Origin of the sequence: Vibrio taketomensis, from assembly GCF_009938165.1 — a bacterium.
Taxonomy (GTDB): domain Bacteria; phylum Pseudomonadota; class Gammaproteobacteria; order Enterobacterales; family Vibrionaceae; genus Vibrio; species Vibrio taketomensis.
The window spans coordinates 714,766-735,233 of the sequence record NZ_AP019650.1 but is presented as its reverse complement, the minus strand read 5'-3'; the positions used below and the strand labels follow the sequence as shown (position 1 = coordinate 735,233).

At 39.5% G+C, this 20,468-nt stretch carries 15 protein-coding genes, 1 tRNA gene and 6 pseudogenes; 16 read left to right on the top strand and 6 right to left on the bottom strand.

The window, feature by feature from the left end:
* Positions 1-13: 13 nt before the first annotated feature.
* Entirely contained in the window at positions 14-463 is a 450-nt protein-coding gene (locus Vt282_RS17030) for a hypothetical protein (RefSeq protein ID WP_162064158.1), read from the bottom strand.
* A 302-nt stretch (positions 464-765) separates the two neighbouring features.
* Here Vt282_RS17030 and Vt282_RS17025 point away from each other — a divergent pair.
* The 10 genes and pseudogenes from Vt282_RS17025 (at position 766) to Vt282_RS21820 (ending at position 10,230) form a co-directional block, all read left to right on the top strand.
* A tRNA-Gly gene (locus Vt282_RS17025) sits at positions 766-840 on the top strand.
* Positions 841-1,638: 798 nt separating this feature from the next.
* Entirely contained in the window at positions 1,639-2,043 is a 405-nt protein-coding gene (locus Vt282_RS21825) for a glycosyltransferase (RefSeq protein WP_415663452.1), read from the top strand.
* Complete coding sequence (locus tag Vt282_RS17020; protein WP_162064551.1) at positions 2,030-2,617, top strand: glycosyltransferase; 588 nt, start codon at positions 2,030-2,032, stop codon at positions 2,615-2,617. Before Vt282_RS21825 ends, Vt282_RS17020 begins: the two co-directional genes overlap by 14 nt.
* Positions 2,618-4,043: 1,426 nt before the next feature.
* A pseudogene (tviB, locus tag Vt282_RS17015) lies at positions 4,044-5,320 on the top strand (Vi polysaccharide biosynthesis UDP-N-acetylglucosamine C-6 dehydrogenase TviB).
* Between the two features lie 21 nt (positions 5,321-5,341).
* Positions 5,342-6,372, top strand: a pseudogene (locus Vt282_RS17010) (NAD-dependent epimerase/dehydratase family protein).
* 40 nt (positions 6,373-6,412) lie between these two features.
* Positions 6,413-6,577 (top strand): glycosyltransferase family 1 protein, encoded by a 165-nt coding sequence (locus Vt282_RS17005; RefSeq protein WP_162064157.1) that lies wholly within the window; start codon positions 6,413-6,415, stop codon positions 6,575-6,577.
* A 195-nt stretch (positions 6,578-6,772) separates the two neighbouring features.
* Complete coding sequence (locus Vt282_RS17000; protein ID WP_162064156.1) at positions 6,773-7,558, top strand: glycosyltransferase family 4 protein; 786 nt, start codon at positions 6,773-6,775, stop codon at positions 7,556-7,558.
* Positions 7,539-8,417 carry a glycosyltransferase family 2 protein gene (locus Vt282_RS16995; protein ID WP_162064155.1) on the top strand — a complete coding sequence of 293 codons (879 nt, stop codon included), beginning with the start codon at positions 7,539-7,541 and terminating at the stop codon, positions 8,415-8,417. Before Vt282_RS17000 ends, Vt282_RS16995 begins: the two co-directional genes overlap by 20 nt.
* A gap of 19 nt (positions 8,418-8,436) precedes the next feature.
* Positions 8,437-9,657, top strand: coding sequence for an oligosaccharide flippase family protein (locus tag Vt282_RS16990; RefSeq protein WP_162064154.1), 1,221 nt, complete (start codon positions 8,437-8,439; stop codon positions 9,655-9,657).
* A gap of 246 nt (positions 9,658-9,903) precedes the next feature.
* Positions 9,904-10,230 (top strand): heparan-alpha-glucosaminide N-acetyltransferase domain-containing protein, encoded by a 327-nt coding sequence (locus Vt282_RS21820; protein WP_162064153.1) that lies wholly within the window; start codon positions 9,904-9,906, stop codon positions 10,228-10,230.
* A 746-nt stretch (positions 10,231-10,976) separates the two neighbouring features.
* Here Vt282_RS21820 and Vt282_RS16980 read toward each other — a convergent pair.
* From Vt282_RS16980 to Vt282_RS16970, 3 genes are read right to left on the bottom strand one after another with little or no spacing between them, the layout of a single operon-like run.
* A complete protein-coding gene (locus tag Vt282_RS16980; RefSeq protein WP_162064152.1) occupies positions 10,977-12,071 on the bottom strand; it encodes an HlyD family secretion protein in 1,095 nt (364 codons plus the stop codon).
* Position 12,072: 1 nt separating this feature from the next.
* Positions 12,073-13,389, bottom strand: a complete 1,317-nt coding sequence (locus Vt282_RS16975; RefSeq protein ID WP_162064151.1) for a glycosyltransferase family 2 protein — start codon at positions 13,387-13,389, stop codon at positions 12,073-12,075.
* Positions 13,390-13,398: 9 nt separating this feature from the next.
* Positions 13,399-14,730 carry a TackOD1 domain-containing metal-binding protein gene (locus tag Vt282_RS16970; protein ID WP_162064150.1) on the bottom strand — a complete coding sequence of 444 codons (1,332 nt, stop codon included), beginning with the start codon at positions 14,728-14,730 and terminating at the stop codon, positions 13,399-13,401.
* Between the two features lie 358 nt (positions 14,731-15,088).
* On the opposite strand from Vt282_RS16970, the pseudogene Vt282_RS16965 reads away from it, so the two are divergent.
* Positions 15,089-15,478, top strand: a pseudogene (locus Vt282_RS16965) (NUDIX hydrolase).
* A gap of 22 nt (positions 15,479-15,500) precedes the next feature.
* Here Vt282_RS16965 and Vt282_RS21815 read toward each other — a convergent pair.
* Both Vt282_RS21815 and Vt282_RS16955 read right to left on the bottom strand, forming a co-directional pair.
* A complete protein-coding gene (locus tag Vt282_RS21815) occupies positions 15,501-15,617 on the bottom strand; it encodes an acyloxyacyl hydrolase (protein ID WP_162064550.1) in 117 nt (38 codons plus the stop codon).
* Between the two features lie 411 nt (positions 15,618-16,028).
* A pseudogene (locus Vt282_RS16955) lies at positions 16,029-17,031 on the bottom strand (methyltransferase).
* A gap of 420 nt (positions 17,032-17,451) precedes the next feature.
* On the opposite strand from Vt282_RS16955, the gene Vt282_RS21810 reads away from it, so the two are divergent.
* The 5 genes and pseudogenes from Vt282_RS21810 (at position 17,452) to Vt282_RS16930 (ending at position 20,323) form a co-directional block, all read left to right on the top strand.
* Entirely contained in the window at positions 17,452-17,781 is a 330-nt protein-coding gene (locus Vt282_RS21810) for a beta-ketoacyl synthase chain length factor (RefSeq protein ID WP_415663469.1), read from the top strand.
* A gap of 1,015 nt (positions 17,782-18,796) precedes the next feature.
* Positions 18,797-19,058 (top strand): annotated as a pseudogene (locus Vt282_RS16945) (phosphopantetheine-binding protein).
* 8 nt (positions 19,059-19,066) lie between these two features.
* Positions 19,067-19,323, top strand: a pseudogene (locus Vt282_RS16940) (acyl carrier protein).
* Positions 19,324-19,478: 155 nt separating this feature from the next.
* Complete coding sequence (locus Vt282_RS16935) at positions 19,479-19,652, top strand: hypothetical protein (protein WP_162064147.1); 174 nt, start codon at positions 19,479-19,481, stop codon at positions 19,650-19,652.
* A gap of 320 nt (positions 19,653-19,972) precedes the next feature.
* Positions 19,973-20,323 (top strand): hypothetical protein, encoded by a 351-nt coding sequence (locus tag Vt282_RS16930; RefSeq protein WP_232055175.1) that lies wholly within the window; start codon positions 19,973-19,975, stop codon positions 20,321-20,323.
* Positions 20,324-20,468: the final 145 nt, after the last annotated feature.

Below are 20,468 nucleotides of genomic sequence, written 5' to 3'. Positions count from 1 at the left end.
CATACGGTAATAATTAATTAGGTGAGACGACGGCTAATCCACCACCGCCATTACTGCCAACTGCAGGGGCTGCTGGTGGTGCAATTGCAGAAGCTGGACCAGCAGCAGTTGCTTCTGCAACCTCAGTCGGATCCACATCGGCCAGCAAAGCGGATGTAGTAATTGTTTCGCTACTTACTCCAGCATCACGAGCTACTTGGGCGATCGCTTGAGCTTGTTCTGGTGCCGCAGTTAGCGCCTCTGTTAATACAAATTGCTGATCGATACCTTCGGATTCCAACAAAAGAGAGAGAATGTCTAACACCTGTTCAGGATTTGACTGAAATACGGTTTGGATTGTTTGTTCTGTAGGTGTGTTACCTAACAGAGATGCAAAGTTATTAGCTGTAATTGCCTCATCGGCATAACTTGGAATTGCAAATGCGATGCTTGCAAGACTCACTGCCACAAAACGAAGAATCATTACTATTCCTTGAATAATTAATTAGTATCCAAATTGTACAAAAGTTAAAAGTATTAGTAGGTTGAAAACCTAATGTCTGACGAAAATTTGTCTTATATTTTGGAATCTTAGATAATTTTTCGATTAAGGCTCTAACAATAAACATAGGAAGTTTTACTAGACTAAAAGTTAACATGTCTAAATTGTTTGGCGTTTTTCGTCAGTAGAGCGCTAAATTGGTCGTAAGTTGGTCATGTGATTGGTTATTTGGTAAAAGCTTTCTTTACAAAAGATGTGGCATATTGTGTCTGACTTGCCGATAAGCGTACTTCGTATAATGGCTATTACCTCAGCCTTCCAAGCTGATGATGCGGGTTCGATTCCCGCAGTACGCTCCAAATTTTCCCATCCCTTAGCTGCCTAAACAGCGCTTCAATAGCAACAGTAAGATTTTGGTAAGAAACCATTTGTTTAACCTAAGTTTCCTAAACCAACAGTCTCATCTTTGTATCGTTTGTATCCCGTTTACTTCTCAGTTATGTACCGCGGAGAAATAAACGTATACCCATATGCTAACTAGTTAATTTTAAATAAGAAATGCTCTTCGTTAGTATAGTTTTACCTTATCATTTATACAGATTAAAATAGTATAATTTCATTATCTAATGATGACTTTTGATGCTGGTTCTTTTGCTCTATCAAACCCATTCTTCAATAAAAATATCGTCATTGACATTTTCAAAGATTCAATTTGGTATTAGATATAGCCTATCATCAAGATACTTTTGGATGACTAACGTAGAACGTCAGTTAAGCTAAAAATCGGTCTCATTCTTTCATTTCATTTTATTGCGACAAGTATCACTCATGTGTGTTGGTGCTCTATTTCTCATTCACATAAATGAGACGGCTACTTATTAACAGATTCAGTGCTTGATACTGTGTAAGTAAAATGTGTATTTTGTAGCGCAAAAGAAGTTTCATTCCCAATTTAGTTATTGTTATTTGACACTGCATGAATGAGACGATCCGTAAAAATACAGGTTGGATAAATGATGAAGGGGCTTTTTGTTATCAATTCGCTATCCGGTGGAGGAGCTGAAAAGTATTCGCTAAACTAGTGGAGTTAGTAGATAAAGATACAGAGAAAAACTATCAATTTGATGTTGTGATTTTAGATCAGCAAGAAGAATTGTATGGATTCCCGACCGGTAGTTATCCATCGCCTAGGAAATTCTTGGGGTGTTTTGGGTCAAATTTTTCGTTATATTAATTTAGTAAGGAAAGTTAAACCTGACTTTGTACTCAGCTTTCTATTTCGGTCTAATTGGTATAACACGATCGGTTCAAAATTATTTGGCTATAAATCCTTATTGAGTGAGCGGGGAATACTAACGCTAGACTCACAGATCTTATATCAAAATCAAAAGAAATTGATAAAACTAGTGTTCAACTCTGGCGACGTTACGATTTGCGTATCAAGTGGAGTAGGGAGTTGTTTAGTCGAAAATTATAGTTTAAACCCCGACAAAATGGTCGTGTTGAATAATTTCTATAATTTACAAGATATAAAAAGCATCACAAGAAATAGCGATAGATGATAAAGGCTATATTCTTGCGATAGGCCGCTTAGTTAAGCTTAAAGGTTTTGATGATTTAATCGAAGCATATGCTGATTCTGGAATTGAAAGGGAGCTTTGGTTTTTAGGAGATGGACCTGAACTTAACAATTTGAAAACGATAGTTAAGCAACGAGGAGTTGAACACAAAGTGAGGTTTCTTGGCTTCATCAAGAACCCTTATCCCTACATGAAGAATGCGCATTGTTTCGCTCTAACGTCACATTTTGAAGGCTTTCCAAACGCTATGGTTGAGTCAATGTCGTTGGGTGTACCATCTATGGCGACCCTGACTGATGGACCAATTGATATCCTAAAACCTAAAGGTTCAGTTAACACTGGAACTTATCAGCTGACAGAGTATGGGATAGTCTTTAACGCGGGAGATAAGGCGGCAATTTCACGATCTTTGATAGATTTGGATGTGAAGAAAGATCTTTATTCTACTCTTTCTCACGCAGCATCTGAAAGAGCGAAATTTTATACAGAAGATAAATTTTACTCGTCGTTTAGTAAAATTCTTCAAGATAGAGTTTTAAGCAACCAACATGTTTGAAGTGATTAAAGTTATTGTGCTTTTCATAATATGTATATATGCATGTCGGTGGATGTACGTAGTTAGATGCTCGAAAGAAACTCGTTTAATATTTTGGGTAGTGTTTGTTCGATTTGTTTTAGCTTCTTTTCATTATGCTAGCTATGCAAAGCTAATCGGTCCATTTTCTTTAGTTTCTTTATATTCGATTGCCTTGGTTATATTCTTATTTGTGTATTTTATATTAAATGGGATAAGGATAAGAACTGACGCAAGTTTCTTCTGTATCGGAGGTGTATTATCTTTAATGCTGCTATCGGCAGTTATAAATAGTCACGTTGTCGCGTCTGTCGCTTCAATCGTAAAATGGCTTCTTTTACTTCAGTTGATTAATTTGGTTTTGTATGCACTAGAGAAAGATGGATGGAATAAAGTACTGCTTTCTATAGGGTTTGCATATTTGTACCCAATACTAATGTTGCTATTATCGATTTTTTTGTGTGTTTCAAAAGCGACAGAGAATGATGGTTCAACAAGTTATGTAGGTGGTTTTAGTCACGAGGCCGTGTTCTCTGTGATGATTTTCAGTGGCATGTCGATTTACTTGATTCGTTATTTTCTTAAGAATAATGCAAGGGGAGCGTTGTTCTGCCTCGGTATTACACTAATTTTGCTTTCGTTTATAAATTATCGAACAACAATTTTAGCATTTTGGGACTATGTGCGGTTGTGGGTTTGATGGTTTTGTTAACTTGTCATTACTATACAAAGTAATCTTGAGCGTTGGTGTTTCTTTGCTTTTTGTCATTTTGATAAGTTTCGATTTATCGATGGTCGCTGACAGATTTAACGAAATACCAGAAGTACTATCTATGTCCTCAAATTTTAAAGTATTTCCGAATATTTTAGTGTTGATGAGCGGCGTTATTTCTCTGGTAGAATTTATTTCTGGTCATTATATGTTTCGGAAGCGCTTGAAGGTACCACTCTTCAGGTTTTATTTGGCCATGGAATGGATTCTTGGAAGGTTTTTTGAAAATACGCACATAATACATTTGTGTCTTTTTTATGAGTTGGGATTTTTGGTGTAATTACACTTATTGCATTTTTATTGCTCTATTTGCTACTTCCTTAAAAGGAAGGAACGAGAGTTTGTCATACTTATTATGTGGACTGCTGTTTGCATTTTTTATTCTAAACATCGCGACAATGCCGTTGTGGCAAATTGAAGGTATTATATTTTTGTCAGTGTTGGTTTCAATGATCGAATTCAATCGAGTTGAAATTCATTCTGTTAATAGAGTTCGTAACGTTTTTGCAGAACACTGATGTGCATAGATCGATGAATCTGTAATTGCTTTGGTGTTTTTTCTCAGTGGTGAGGTTTACTGTTTCTTGTCTGGATTTAATCAATTTGGAAATTTTATATAAAGGGTTTGAGGGATATATGTTTAACATGGAAAGCACAAAAGTAGGTATTATAGGCCTAGGTTATGTTGGTTTACCTTTAGCAGTTGAATTTGGTAAGAAGTACCAAACCATCGGCTTTGATATAAATCCAAATCGAATAAATGAACTAAATCGTGGTCACGACAGTACGTTAGAATGTAGTGATAATGAATTGGCTGAAGCGTTATACTTAAAATACTCTTCGAAGCTAGAGGAACTAAAAAATTGCAACGTTTACATTGTTACAGTGCCAACCCCTATTGATTGTCACAAGCAGCCAGATCTCACTCCTCTAATTAAAGCCTCAAAGGCATTAGGTCAGATTATATCAAAAGGTGATGTTGTCATTTATGAGTCTACCGTTTATCCAGGTGCCACGGAAGACGATTGTATACCTATTATAGAAGAAGTGTCCGGACTCAAATTTAATCACGATTTTTACGCCGGATATTCACCAGAACGTATCAATCCAGGTGATAAAGATCATCGGGTTACTAGTATCTTAAGGTCACTAGTGGTTCAACTAGTGAAGTTGCAGAGTTCGTTGATAGGTTGTATTCCTCTATCATTACTGCGGGGACACATAAAGCCTCATCAATTAAGGTTGCCGAAGCTGCAAAAGTTATTGAGAACACACAACGTGACGTCAATATCGCTTTAATTAATGAGCTTTCTATTATTTTTAACAAGCTAAACATCGACACACTGGAAGTGCTTGAAGCCGCAGGTACAAAATGGAATTTTTTACCATTTCGTCCTGGATTAGTCGGTGGGCATTGTATTGGCGTTGACCCTTATTACCTGACACATAAAGCTCAGTCGGTCGGGTACTATCCTGAAATGATACTAGCAGGACGTCGTTTGAACGACGGAATGGGAAAGCATGTTGTCTCTGAATTAGTTAAGACGATGATAAAAAAACGCATTCAAGTTGAAAGTGCAAATGTATTGGTCATGGGATTAACATTTAAAGAAAACTGTCCGGATCTACGTAACACAAAAGTCGTTGATATTGTATCAGAACTCTCTGAATACAATATTAATGTTGATGTTTATGATCCTTGGTGTAGTGCTCAAGAATCTGTGGATGAGTACGGTATTGAGTTAAAAATGAAGCTTGATAACGGAAAATACGATGGAATTATTATGGCAGTAGCACATCATGAATTTAACGAGATGGGTGTCCAATCTATTCGTAATTTAGGTAAAAGAAATCACGTTATATATGACCTCAAGTACGTGCTACCAAAAGATCAAGTAGATATCAGACTTTAAACGAATAGAGAGAACTGGATTATGGATAGGTACGCACTAATTAAACGTTCGTTGCATGAAGATCCCAAGTTATGGTTAGTCACAGGCGTTGCTGGGTTTATTGGCTCAAATCTGCTTGAGACGCTACTCAAATTGGACCAGAGAGTGGTTGGGTTAGATAACTTTGAAACTGGCCATAAACATAATTTGTCAGAAGTTAAAGCGTTAGTTTCTGAAAAACAGTGGTCTCGTTTTCATTTTATCGAAGGGGACATTACAGATTACGCTGTCTGTAAAAATGCTGTCGAGGGTGTTGACTATGTGCTTCATCAAGCGGCACTTGGTTCGGTTCCGCGTTCGTTAGCTGACCCAATTAAAACTAATGCCGCGAATGTTACTGGTTTTCTGAATATGCTTACTGCATCGAAAGAAGCTAGTGTTAAGAGTTTTACTTATGCCGCGAGCAGTTCAACATACGGTGATCACCCTGCGCTGCCAAAAATAGAAGAAAATATAGGTAAGCCATTATCTCCTTATGCAGTTACCAAGTATGTGAATGAAATTTATGCAGATGTTTTTGCTCGGTCATATGGTTTTAAGGCAATAGGTCTACGTTATTTTAACGTATTTGGTAAGCGACAGGATCCCAATGGTGCGTATGCTGCCGTGATTCCAAAATGGACTTCAGCCATGATAAGTGGTGAGCAAGTGTTTATTAATGGCGATGGTGAAACAAGTCGTGATTTTTGTTTCATTGAAAATACGGTTCAGATGAATATCTTAGCGGCGACCGCCAGTGACGATGCCAAAAACCAAGTGTATAACGTCGCTGTTGGAGACAGAACTACTCTCAATCAACTCTATGATTCAATTAGCAGGGCATTATCTGAATATGGGGTTAGTGTTAGAGGGAAGCCTGCTTACAGAGATTTCAGAGCCGGTGACGTTCGTCATTCTCAAGCCGATATTACCAAAGCTCAGAACCTATTGGTTACGCGCCCGCCTATCATATTAATGACGGTATTCATGAGGCTATGCCTTGGTATGTTCGTTTTCTTTCTAAAGAAAGCTAAGCAGAGCTTTCAGGGATGATCGATTTAGAAGGAACTTTATATGGTTAAGCATACCATCGCCTTTATTGGTGGTCGTGGTCTATTTTCTAATTATGGCGGTGTTGAAAATGCAACCCGTGAAATAGCGAAAGAGTTTACGAACCATGAAAATATGACAGTGCTTGTGTATAGCGTGAAGGGAGAAAAAGATGAGGTTTTTACTTAACCAAATAACCTTCAACTTGTCGAAATTGCGAGAGGTATTTACCAGAAGTTTGGGCAGCACGGCTATATTTTAGCTTGTGTTTTCCACGCCTTTGTCACTAGACCTAAGGCTGTACTTGTTTTTGCTTCTGGCCCTTGTTTGTTTACTCCGTTGTTACGAATTGGGGGGATACGAGTTATTTCTAGCATCCGAGGTATGGACAGTGAACGAAATAAGTGGGGGCTAATTAGTCGCAGCATATTAAGGATGGGTGAATATTGCGCTTATAAATTTGCCAATCACTTTACCGCGAATAGTAAAAAAATTGTCGAGCATTTTTGTGAAAAACGACCCGATGGGCATTTTATTCCTAATGGCTGTCGAGCTATTTCAAATGTGACGCCCGAAGATCTGAATCACTACGGCGTGAAAGAGAATCAATTCCTACTCTTTGCTGCCCGGCTGGATCCCATCAAACGCCTCGATTTATTACTAGAAGTGCACAGCCAACTTCTAGAGTCTCAAAAGTTGCCATTGGTTATAGCGGGCGGTATGGCTCATTGCCAAGAGTACGAAAAGAAATTGATGCAGTATCAGTCTGATAAGGTGATTTTTCTAGGTCATATTAGTTCAAGTGAACTTGCGCCTTTGATGAAATATTGTCGAGCGTTTATTTTGCCCTCACTACTAGAAGGGATGTCGAATAGCCTGCTTTCAGCAATGGCAAATTCAAAAGCCATTATTGCTGCCGATATCGCAGAAAATCGCGATGTAGTTGAGTTGGATGATGCTGTTTTTGCTCCTGACAATGCAGAAGAACTCAAACACAGCTTGGTGAGAGTGAGCACAAATGAAGACTTTTGTGCGGAACTTGGTGAGAAACTCGGACAACTCGCTAAACAAAAGTACTCGTGGGCAGCGACAGCGAATAAGTTTTTGGTACTTACACATGAAGGCCTTTCTAAACAAGGTAATTTGAATAATGAAAGTTCGGGAATATGAACCGACATTTGGTGTTGTGATAACAAGCTACAACCGACCAGACTTTTTATTGTTAGCGCTGGAGAGCGTTGTTGCTCAATATACACTGGCACACGATATCGTTATTGTTGATGATTTCTCGGACTTTGATGTTAATGAGTTGCTCTCTGAATACTCATATTTGCCGTTAAAAATCGTTACTAAACCTCGTGGAAAAGGGGCGAGTCATTCGCGTAACCTCGGTTTACAAATTACAGACAGTGATTATGTTGCTTTTCTTGACGATGATGATGCGTTTCTTCCAAATCGTTTGTCACAAGCAAAACAATGTTTTAAAGAGCACCCTCATAGTGTCGCATGCTTGTCATCGTATCTATTTATGGATGGTAGCCAACGTAAAAAAGTCCCTGACAAAGGTTGGGTAGATCAAGCACTGTTGCGAGATGGTAATCCATATTGCGGTACATCTGGATTAGTTATGAAAACTAACTACGCGAGAACACATCAATTTGATGAGGAGGTACCTTCAGGAGAAGATTGGGAGTTGTATGCAAGATTAAGCCAAGGTGGAGGTTTTTTCTTCGATGATACGCCAACTTTTTTATACAGAACAGGTAGGCACGTTAGCAAAACCAACGCAAAAAAGAGTTTGCGTATAACTCAGGTTGAAAAAAGGTTTGTTGCAGCTAAAAAACAACGTAGATGGCTTGGTGAAGACAAATATAAGCAGAGGATTGCAAAACAAATTCTTGGTGATTTAGGAACAAAAAAACATGTCTGGAGTTGGATTAGTTATTCATTCGGTCAAGTCGGCTTTTCGACGACATTAAGGGTTCTTTGCCAAATTACAACCCAAAAAATTTCGAACGCAGTAGCTTAACGGAAGGACAATATATGCGATGAAAGGGCTACTTTGGGTGTTGTTTGAAAAAGTTGGTTTGGCGACCCTGTCAATGATGGTGGCGTTTTGGTATGCGATATTGCTTGGTCCCGAAGGATTTGGCATTGCCGCTATGTTTCTGGCAACGACGTTATTGGTTGCTGCTGTTCAGAACAATATCCAAAATAATCCATTGCTAGCGACGAAAGAAGAGTTTTCAGTAGCTATGGCGGCCAGTCTCAAGGGGTGGATGCTTATTTCACTTCTCACTGGTTTTTTACTCTACCTTATTTTGATTCTTTATTGGGGCAATGATTACACCTTACTTATTGTGATTTGTGTATTACATATTCCGATATCATCGGTATCTAAGGTACTGCTATCGGAATTGTTGCGAGAGCAACAATACAAAACCATCGCCTTACGTTCGATTTTAGGCAAACTTCTTGGTGTTGTTGTTGGCATTGCCCTTGCGTTTCAAGGGCAAGTTAAGCTTGCTATTTTAGTGCAAAGCTTAGTGGACTTAAGTGTGCAGTTAATAGTAATGGCTATTCGCTCACAGTGTTTCTCGATCAAAATGTTTTTTAGGCGATTTGATGCCCAAGAGCGGCATCTTTTCTATCAGCTGGTCATCGAGGGGTTACCTTCAGGCTTGAATGTGATTGATTCAGGTTTCAAAACTCGAGGCGTAGTGATTCTTCTAGGTATATTGATAGGTCCTTATGCTTCAGGAGTATTTTCTCTAGCGATGAAACTGGTGGATGTACCGAGAACCATGATAGGTTTTGGGTTAACCACTTGGGCAATAGGAAAAATGAGGGCTGCTTCAGAAAACAAACAGGCTCTTTGTTCCGTGTATGTTTCTGCTAGCTACGTTAGTGCGCTAATTTTAACGCCAGCTTACTTGGGAATGGTAGCGGTATCATTTCCTTTGCTCAACGAATTCTTCGGATCTGAATGGAATGAAGCAGCATATGTAACAAATTGGATTTGCATCTACTATCTGCTTCAGTCAATTCAATTACTTGTGCCCCAATTGCTTGTTATTTCTCAAAGAACCCACAAAACCGTTACTGCCACAATGTTATCAACGACGATGATGCTGATAGGTGGGTATATTTTAGTTCCTTTGATAGGTATGAATGGAATTGTTCTTGCTATGTTTATTTCTCTAATCCCTATGTTTTATAAGCAAGAGAAGGAAATAAAAGAAATTTTAGGGTTAGCTCTTTGTTTATGATTAAATCAACATTTTCTTTGCTGTTTGCTTCTATTTTGATGTCTGTCGTGGTGTTGGTTTTAATGTTATTTTTCAATGGGTTAATTTGTATATTTTGATTTTAATTGGAGCTTTGTTCTATTTGTTGTTATTACTGTTATTTTATTGTTTTGGATTGATAAACAAAAGTTCACTAAAAACTGCAATGGATATGTAGTGTTACTAATTGATTAAGCAAGTAAAGTTAGAACTGTATTCGGAGGGAGTGTGCACAAAAATAGGTTGGTAGAGTTAGATGCTCTAAGAGGAATAGCGGCCCTTTCAGTCGTGTTATATCATTTTTTCTATCGATATGATGAAATTTATGGGCATAAGAATCTATCTGTCGATTGGAGCTTTTCAGGCAATTTGGCGTTCACTTGTTTTTATAGTGAGTGGTTTTGTTATTTATTGGACAATAAATCGTATCGAACGCCCAATGGATTTTGTTGTGTCACGTTTTTCACGACTATATCCAACATATTGGGTGGCTGTATTGACTACATTCATAATTGTGTACTGTTTTGGCTTGAAGGGGCGAGAAGTCTCATTTGAACATGCTCTCTATAACATTTTGATGTTTCAAGAAATGCTTCGTATTCCACACGTAGATGGAGTGTATTGGACATTAACTGTAGAGCTTATCTTTTACTTCTGGGTTTTCTTGCTATTTGTCATATCAAAGTTGGAGTACATAGAGGGGATTTGTACATCGGTTATTTTTATCTCCGTACTCAATACGTTAGAAGTGGTATCTGTACCAATAGTAATGTATAAACTGTTTTTGATGGAGTATTTGCCACTATTTTTAGCAGGCATTTGCTTCTATAAAATAATCAACGAAGAAAATTTTAGTATTAAAACACGAGTCACATTGCTTTTTCTTTTATGGCATTGTGTGTAATTCATTCTTTAGAATACTCGATAATATTCATTTTATTTACGCTACGTTCTATCTCGCGATATCCAATCGATTAAGGTTTGTTAAATTAAAACCTTTGTTTTTCTTGGTAGTATTTCTTATTCATTGTATTTGTTACATCAAAATATTGGTTATGTGGTTATCAATGAAAGTTATGAAATTGGAATTCCACCTTTGGTTGGTGTCATTTTAGCTCTTGCAGTTAGTATTGGCCTATCGACGCTGTCTGTAATTTTTGTGGAAAGACCATCGCTACAGTATATTAGAAGTAAATATAAAAATAGTGTGAACTTACAAAAGCTAGCAACGAAATTTCAAATGTAATTCTAAGTGAGTACGTCCTTTGTGAAAGTTTTAAATGACGATATAGTTTAGTATCTTATTGCGACGGCATTGAGTTGATATTGCTATCAAACCATTTAAAACTCGCTGCAAAAGAAAAGTCGACCTCGACGTTAACACCCTCGATCCAGCGTGTTTTTTCTAGTGGCTCGTTAAAACTTAAAGTTACTTTCAAGTATGCGGCTTGGCCTTCAAAAGGGCTTTGCAGTTCAGTCGGGAGTTTATTGACGACTTCTACGGGGCGAGAAACTTGAGCGGAGAAAACAGCACCGTCAGGAAAAATGATTCTAGCACTTGTGCCTAATTGGCTATATTTGAGATGTTTGGGATTTAAAAAGGCCGTTACCTCTGGAGTGATGTTTCTCGCGAGGGTTACTAAGGGGTAGTTATCAGTAACTCTTTGTCCTTCATGCACGTGAATGTCTAGTACTCGTCCGGTAAATGGTGCGAGATAAGTCAAGTTGTCTTGCTGTACTTTTTTCACTACCAATTCTTGCATTAACGACCTTTGCGCTTGGGAAATTGGTCCTGCTAAGTTAACTTGTTTACGTTCGGTTTGTGCATCTAAGTAGGCAATTTTTTGTTCGCTTAATTGTGTATTTAGCCCATTGCTAACATTGATTATTGCAGCATAGTCGGCGTCAGAAACGAGCCCTTTGCGGCGGTTTTCGTCATATTTCTTCTGGATTTGCGTAACCCGGTATAAGCTCGCTTTCGTTTCTGCGATCATGGTTTGATAGAGCGCATTGGTATTGTCATCAACATTACCTTTTAGCTTTTCAATTTCTTGGTTGAGATAAGTAATTTCGGCATTCAAGGCCGGATCGCTTAATAGTAGCAATGATTCGTCGGTGTTTACCTCGGTTCCGACTTGTGTGGATATTTGCCCAACATTTGCGGCTTGGGTTGAAGTTAGAGTGATAGGGTATGAAGTGACAATTCCAGGCGCAGTGACCAGTAATTTTGATTGAAATAAGTAGTAAGCCATAAAGATAATTGGGCTGATCACTAACAGCAATATTAGATACCATCGAATACGATAACCGCCACGCTTAGCCTGCCCATATACGACTTTCATGCCATTCTCTGATTGAGGTTTGTTTTTCTTATCAAGATGAAAATTCACTTTCATGTTAGAACTTTTTACCTCGCTTCAGTACCCACCATGGAGCCATTGTCGATTCTTCATGCCCGCGTCTGAATACTTCGTTAACCATAGAAAACGCGGTAACCAAACGCATAAAAAACTGGTATATCGGATAGAGTAATAACCAAGGGACATACGCCAAGTCATCGTTTTTTCGTTCGGAGACGAGAGCAATGTATACCGTGAACATCACTGCAGAGATGAATAGATACACGACATAAAGTAGCATCATCAACGAGAGCACAAGCGTGAACGGATAACTGACAAATAAGTATAGAGTAAATAGAATGACTAGAATCGGCAGTAGCACGTTTTGTAAAACGCCATAAGTAATAACGAATATGAAGTTCCCCCAGCCAAGCAGAGCAGAAGTGAGTCCTTCATTATGCTTTCTTAGAAACAAGAACAACAGGTCTCCATCCCACCGTAACCTTTGAAGCAGTAGTCCTTTGAGAGTGTCTGGGACATCGGTGTGGCCGATCGCATGAGGCGCAAAAGCCAACTTGTAATTAGGATAGCGGCGTTTGTATTGCTTTAAACGCATTGTGAGGTCGAGATCCTCTGCGGTGTGCGTATCCCAACCACCAACTTGTCTTAGTAAATGTGTTCTAAATGCGCCAAAAGCCCCCGAAATATTGTTTAGTACTCCCCAATTTGCCATCCCCGTCTTACCTGCTTGCATTGAAAGCATGTATTCAAGTGACTGCATTTTGGTCAGGAGATTCGCGTTGTGGTTACGTACTCGTAACGCGCCACCGCTAGCTAACACATTGGTGTCAACAAACTGCTCCATCATGGTTATTGCCATATCGTTGTCAAATGATGTGTCACCATCAACGTTTATGATGATTTCACCGCTTGCAGCGGATAAGCCAGCGTTGAGTGTCGATACACGTCCCCCGCGCTGCCATTTCGGGAGCACACGTACCGTTCTGTTTCTTCGATTGCGATGGCGTTTTTCACCGTCTCGCGCGGCTTGATAGGTATTGAGGTTTTGTACGGCACCATCAACCACGGCGATGATTTCAATCTTGGCGGGATAGATTTGCTCTGCAAGCGTATCGATGGTAATACCGATAGCGTCTCCCTCACCATAACAGGTAATCACGAAACTGATCGTAGGATAATGAGTTTGATGAGGTTTCACGGTGGAATACGACCAGCGAAAAATACCAGTGAGTACGAGTATGTACAGTGGAGCTTCAATTACTATCATCATTGGGAAAAGTAATATCCATAGATCGCCGTGATGCCAAAGCATAGCTCTTAGAGCATCAAATAATATAAGGCTATCTTGAAGCATAAATTTCACTTATTTTTTGGTAAACCATGAAGTAATGTCGTCATTCATACTTTCATCCGGTAAATCCCATGCATAGGCGTTTAGCTCAAAGTCCTCCTCCTCGATTAACTCGCAGATTTCACTAAATTTTTCCATTAACACTGATAGGCTTGATTGGTGAGTATACGGCATGAGCACTAAGAGAATGTCGCTCTTATATTGGCAGCATAGGTCGGTATTTCTTAACACGCTCCCAAGACGCTCGGTCAACTGATCGACTAATGAAAATAAACAACCATCGCCATGATGTAATGCATATTCGTTGAAAGAGGGCAGGTGAAGGCATAACAGCATGTGAGGGGTATGATGACGAATCGATACTTTATTTAACCAACTGACTAAACTTTCAAAAAAGGGGGCTTCGACTTTGCCTTTTAAGGAAAGCTCAGGCGTCCCAATGGATGCGCCATGAACATAATTGTATTCACCTAACTCTCCGAGCTTGTATTGATGGAGTTTGCGGATAACAAGGTCTTCGATTCGATTAGATTGTTCACAACTCATACACCTACTAATTGTTGTCGCTTCAACAAAGAGCGAAGAGCAATGATTGCATTTATGATTCTCTAAAGGTCGATCATAGTCCACGCCGATATGCCGAAGTTGCGTCAGGCATTTTGGGCACTCAAGTTTACTTTGCCTCTGAAAGCTAGATTGATCGCCCACATAGCCACAGGTAAAACAATGTAAAGAGCTCTGAGATTCAATATCAATGTTATGGCAGTTTGGGCATACATCCACGTAATTTAAATGAGCACTAGTGCAATTAGCGCAGATGCGGATGCGGTCAATTAACGCCTCTGACTCTAACATTCCTCTTTGGCTTTGGGAAAGCGCATATCGGTACGAAGAATAAAGGTCCAGAATAAGCAATTCGATTATTGGATAAGAATAAATAGTATGCGCAGCAAGGTCTTGAAACGGTTTAAGTGACCTTGTTTTGCTGATACCAAGCCAACCAATTAAAGGATCAATTAAAGGGATTTGTTTAATTAACTGAAGTCTACGTTGCATAGCTTGCCAAGAATTGATCGCCAATTGTTCGTCAAAAACACCATCAGTGACGGCTTGTGAATAATTGGAATCAACCACCGTGTAGACAGCCCACGCCCAACGAAGCGGTTGTTGATAGAATTCCTGAAGCACTTGTTTGAGTTCATCGTCATCTCTACAGTTGAAGCAAATTACCCCACTCGTTATAAGAGAAATTTCATTTAACTCATTAATCTGCAAAACCTTAACACTGGTTTTCACGTTCGTCTTGCTTCCAAACCAATAGATGTGAGTTAGACTTTCAGACATTGAAACCTCATCAAAACTGGCTCTGAGCCTCAACCTTAATTATTCATTGTTGTTAGGTGCAACGTCGCTTACACAGCCAGAAAAATTAAAAAACACTACTAAATGGAATAGCACAAAATGTTCACGATAGAGTCTCATAAATGATAATCGAGGATGGGGATGTAACGGGTAGGCGCATGTCGTTGAATCATCAAGATGACTGTGAAGATAGAGCTATATATCTGAGTTTTAGTCGGATTTATGGGTTTTTGTGAGTTATTGTTTCGGCACTAAACAATGTCTACTCATTCTTAATGTGGTTCGTTAAAATAACAGTGAGAATTAAAACGATGTAAGCATCAATGCTAAGGAACCATAGATGGGTAAAGTGATCGACAAGTTGGCGTGGATTTTAGTAAAAGACGGTCAATTTTTGGCAGTACGTTCTGAGGGGAAATCACTATTTTATTTACCTGGTGGAAAACGAGAAAGTGGTGAGAGTGATCAGCAAGCATTAATTCGTGAGATTAGAGAGGAGTTGAGTGTAGACTTAATTCCTGAGTCAATTGTGTATGCAGAAACCTTTATTGCACCGGCTGACGGTAAAGCAGAGGAGTATGCGTGAAATTGACGTGCTATTTTGCGCACTACCAAGGAAACCTGCGCCCAGATGCAGAGATTGAAGAGTTGCGCTTTATCGGTAAAAGACGCAGCAGTATGCTCTTTGGCTGCGCTAGAAGTTCTAAATTGGCTCATGCGCTCTAACTAAAAGGGCAAATGCCTTGAGCACTTCAGAAGGCAATACCAAGGCTCAGCATCAATGGAATATCGAGTCCATCATTAGGTTTGTCTAGATTTGCATTACTAAAATGGCGATATAGCAGCCTAAGTTGATATTTTTCCTTTATCTAGATAGACCCCAGCCCCAACTTGCGCTTGGAATACAAACTTTGAGGGCTTGCTCGCGCTCGCCCAAATTTTCATGATTTAAATAGGTTGGCCTAGCGCCCGAGCATGGAAAAACCAGACTTTGTCGAATTGGTTGGTAAAAGGCGTAGCTCAGAAACAGCGAAATAGCCGTGATATTGCTGTTTCCTGTTGCGAATTGGTGTAAATGCGTGTCACCCCGTGCCGATACCAGCCATTGCTGGTTACTGCGTTTATGGTCATATAACATTGCATCCAAGAACCATCCGGTATTTCATCATCAGTCCCAAATTGAGGTCCTCCAAAACCAGCTAACAGTTCAAATGCGTACGCGTTCCAGGAACAGAGTGACGTCATTAACAGGCAATGAGCAATAGTTCGGCGAATTGGCATCACTGAATTTTCCGACAATGGATCAACGAGTGTCCTAATCCGATGTGGTCTTCGATGGAAACAACGTGCAATCCGGCTTTTTCGATCAATGGTAAGAAATCGTAACTCATATAGAATCGAGAATTGCCATTAGCAATGGCGGTAAAGTATAAGCTTGTACCATTCAATGTATAGCAGCAGATTCGAAGTCTTGTCTGTCTGGAAATAGTTCTAAAATGTGAACATCTGAGCTGTCCTTCATTGCAGCACAGACTCTCGATAAAATACTGACTATTTCAATTTCACTAAAGCAATCGAGGAATTGGCTCATCCAATAAATATCATGATTGTTAGGTAGCTCAGTATCTATTTTGAGCAAATTACATGGATGAGTACTGACTCTGTCTTGTAAATTTTGGTCACAGATATTTTGATATGCGATGTCTAATTGCTGTGGCAGATCGACCATAGTGACATTGATGTTTGGGTTAAATTCACAGCACTTTAGCGTCCATTTGCCAGTATTCGCACCAATATCGCAGATTGAATCACCATGCCCAGAGAATACTTTGTCCAGAATGACAGAAACTACGATCTGAATAATAGTGGTCAAAATTAAACCAACTTGCTTTCTCTTGATCATCAAGTTGAGAGAGCCCTTCATAAACAGTGGCCCAATTGCTCAGCGTCTTTAAACCCGCAGGCCGTTTTCAAGAATGGATTCGCTTAGATGCGCTAAACCGCGATAACAAATATCTGCAACAAAATCCATGTTTACTCTTGTCATCGCATCGTGATTGACGAATTACCAATTTAGTGATTTTGTAGTGATTATGTTCGCCAATAACAAACCCAGCAGAAAGCCCATATCAAGCAGAACTTTGATGCCATAAACATCTATCTGTAATGTCTCAGCAATATTTTCGGCCGTCGTACCATCTTTTTGTATCGGTTTAATGCTTCTAATATGCCTAAGTCACGCAGTGATTTTGCAGCGTGAAATACCACAGGAGAGAAAGACAAGCGTTGCGCTTCTTCCTTAGCTTACACAGTGACAATGAGTCTAATTTATAAAATCCATTTCTGATATAATTTAGCTAATTGAAAAACGATAAATAGCGTATTTTAAAATTGACTAAACCTAATTATATCTCTTTGGTATGAGTCGACAAATAATCATAGATTTACCAGTGATTATTGACTGAAAACATATTATTAGATGTGGCGCAAGAACTGGAAACTAAATTGCATAAAAGATGTGTAAGCCCAAATCACTTTGCCTAAAAAATCTAATTATTATAGGATCTGCTCACGGCTAAAAGGAATGGCGTAGAATTAGTATGGAAGTAAATGTTGATTGGACTGTTAGTCCAAACTCAGCATCAAGATTTGCGTATTTGGGGGCAAACAAGAGTTTTGCTCTTGTAATGAAGTACCAAATCAATCTTTAGAAGAAGCAGCTCTCTTAGTAAAGAGGTGTTATCTCTTTCTGGATTTGTCACGTCATCTAACGTTGACTATATTGTTTTCGCCACTCGCCATGGTGAGTTAGAAAGAACTCATAAGCTGTTGTGTTCATTGGCGAAAAGCAAGAGTTATCACCAACACAATTCGCTCAGTCTGTTCCATAGCACTGCTGCAGGGCTATTGACGATTGCTAATCAACTCCCAGTTCCTTTTACCACCATAAGCGCTGTTGAAGATACGTTTGCCATGGCGCTTATTGAGCTTTGGTTCATCTGCACAATAACCCCAAATCAGAAGTGTGTGTGATATATGCCGATGAATGTGTGCCAGAGGAACTGCAACATTTGTCGGCGAACAAAGTCAATGTGCAATAGCACTCAAGATTCGCCGTGGTAGCACCTACTCATTAAAGATTGATAATCATAATAATTGTGAAGGTAAGCTAGGGAATGTCGAGAATATCAAGGCATTGATTTATGGGTTGGCGAAAGATAAATCTTTCAGTGTTTGTGGTAAAACGATAGAAATAACATGGACGTTTCGATAAAACTTAAAAACACTTTAGACAAATAGGCTTTGGGATATCGTTCACGTTATTTGGTGTGGGCGGATTGATATTGTCATATATTGTATTTCCTCTGATTTTTATTTTAGTTAGAAGCAAAAGCAGCGTGAAAATACATGTCAGTGGTGGATATCCCTTTGTTTTGAGTTTTTGTGGGATTTATGAATTTTATTGGTGTTCTATCAATATCGGTTCATAACAAGCAACATTTTCCTCAGGTGAGGGGCGTTGGTTGTCGCTAATCATCCAACATTGGTAGATGTAGTGATCATCATTTCTCAACTGCGTCAATGTGACTGTATTGTCAAAGCATCACTGTGGAAAATCCGTTTACGCGGCATGTTATTCAAATGGCGGGATATATTCGCAATGACCATCCAATGATTCTAGAGATATGTGGAAAAAATTGCTAGTGGTCGTAAGTTGCTGGTTTTCCCAGAAGGGACAAGGACGGAGCCTAATCAAAGATTAAATGCCAGCGTGGTGCGGCCCAACTCGCGCTTAGATGTCAGGCTACGATACAACGGGTACTCATTACCAGTCGGCCAGCCGCGCTCTACAAAGGGATTGCATGGTATCAGGTACCAGAGAGACAACCTAAAATTGATGTTCATGTACTACCACCCGAATCTATTGAGCACATATTGAATCAATCACGTTCTGTACCAATAGCCGCCAGAAAGCTCACTAAATATTTTGATAGCGCATTGGAACCAAGTAAGGCATTTGCATTAAATAATATTGAGGATTACGCAGTTGAACACTTTAGAAAACAAAATTAAGCGTGATCATTGACTCTTTGAATCTTGAGGATTTGACCGTTGAAGATATCGATTCAGAGGAGTCATTGTTTGATGATGCTGAAGGGCTCAATCTTGATTCGATTGATGCTCTTGAACTGGGGCTTGCGATTAAACAAGAGTTTGGGATTGTTATCAATGGCGATGACCCAAATGCCAGAGAGTACTTTCGTTCAGTTAGCTCATTGAGCAATTTTATTCAGGTGCAAACAGCATAGCAGGGGTCATGTATGGACAAGAAAAGGTATTTGAGCTAATTAAAGAGGCGATGGTTGAGTTGTTCGAGTTAGACCCGAGCAGTATCACGCTTGAAGCACATATAGCAGATGACCTAGAGCTGGATAGTATTGATGCCGTTGATTTGATTGTTCATTTGCAGCAACAGACAAAATCAAGATTAAGCCAGAGGAATTTAAAGCGGTCAAAACTGTTGACGATATCGTCTCAGTGGTTGTGGCATTGCTAGAGCCACAAGAAGGTTAAGTTAAATGAAAGTCTTGCGGCTGATTATATTGGTCGTCACTTTGTGCTATCCCTTCATTATCTACTGGGGCATAAAGTCCGGTTATATTCGGCCCATTGCTATCACAATGGTGTTGTTGCTGAGCGCTAAACTGGTCCAGCAACGAAAATGCAGTATGTTGTCTATAAACGAATGGGTACCGCATACTTTCGGCATTGGGCTTTTACTTTATGCAGTCATGGTCAACGACGCAACGGGCTTACTGTTTTATCCGGTGATGATGAACTTAGTCTTGCTATTGACGTTCCTTCCTCTTGTCTTTGGGGTGAGCCAATTATTACGCGTATAGCGAAACTCAGGGAAGAATTAGATGAAGCCGGGCTAATTTACACCCTGAGATTAACAATGATCTGGAGTGTTTTTGTGGTCAATGGTTTGATAGCGGCGATAACCACCCAATTAAGTTATGAAATATGGACGTTATACAACGGCCTAATTAGCTATGGGTTAATTGGATTATTGCTTAGCAGTGAATGGATTTATCGTAAAGGAAGTTGGGCTAGTTGTTATGTGCTCAGGTATACATCAGTTATTGTTTGCTTCAGATGAAGAGCGAGTTCTTGCATACGATCAAAGTACCGTGAAGACGGTTCGGATCTTAAATGGGAAGTGGCCGCTTTGCATTCACGCTGTGAGCAATCCACTTCCACACATATCGTGATTGCGTGCCGAGATCCTTGGTTTCACCTAGTTGCTTTGCTCGCTACCCATCAAGCAGAAAAGGTTGCGGTATTCCCCAATAATTTTGCACAGGTGACGCTGCGAGATCTGCAGTTAAGTGCAACGCTATTATCTGATGATGCCAACCTCAACCCTGATATCCTAGTTCCTTCTCAATGGCTATCCGGTTTCGTTAATTTTACGCCAAAGCCATTGCAAGCGAATGCGTGTCAGATTGAGCTCTATACTTCAGGCTCGACAGGTAAACCCAAAAGATCCCAAAACATTAGCTCTATTTGAACTTGAAGCTTTGGACTTAGAGGCTGAATTGAGTTCAGAAAGTGAAATTACTAAGTTTATTGGTAGCGTTAGTCATTATCACATCTATGGTTTTGTTCTTGTTGATTTGGCCGTTATTGAGTCTGCGTCGATTCGACCGCCGACA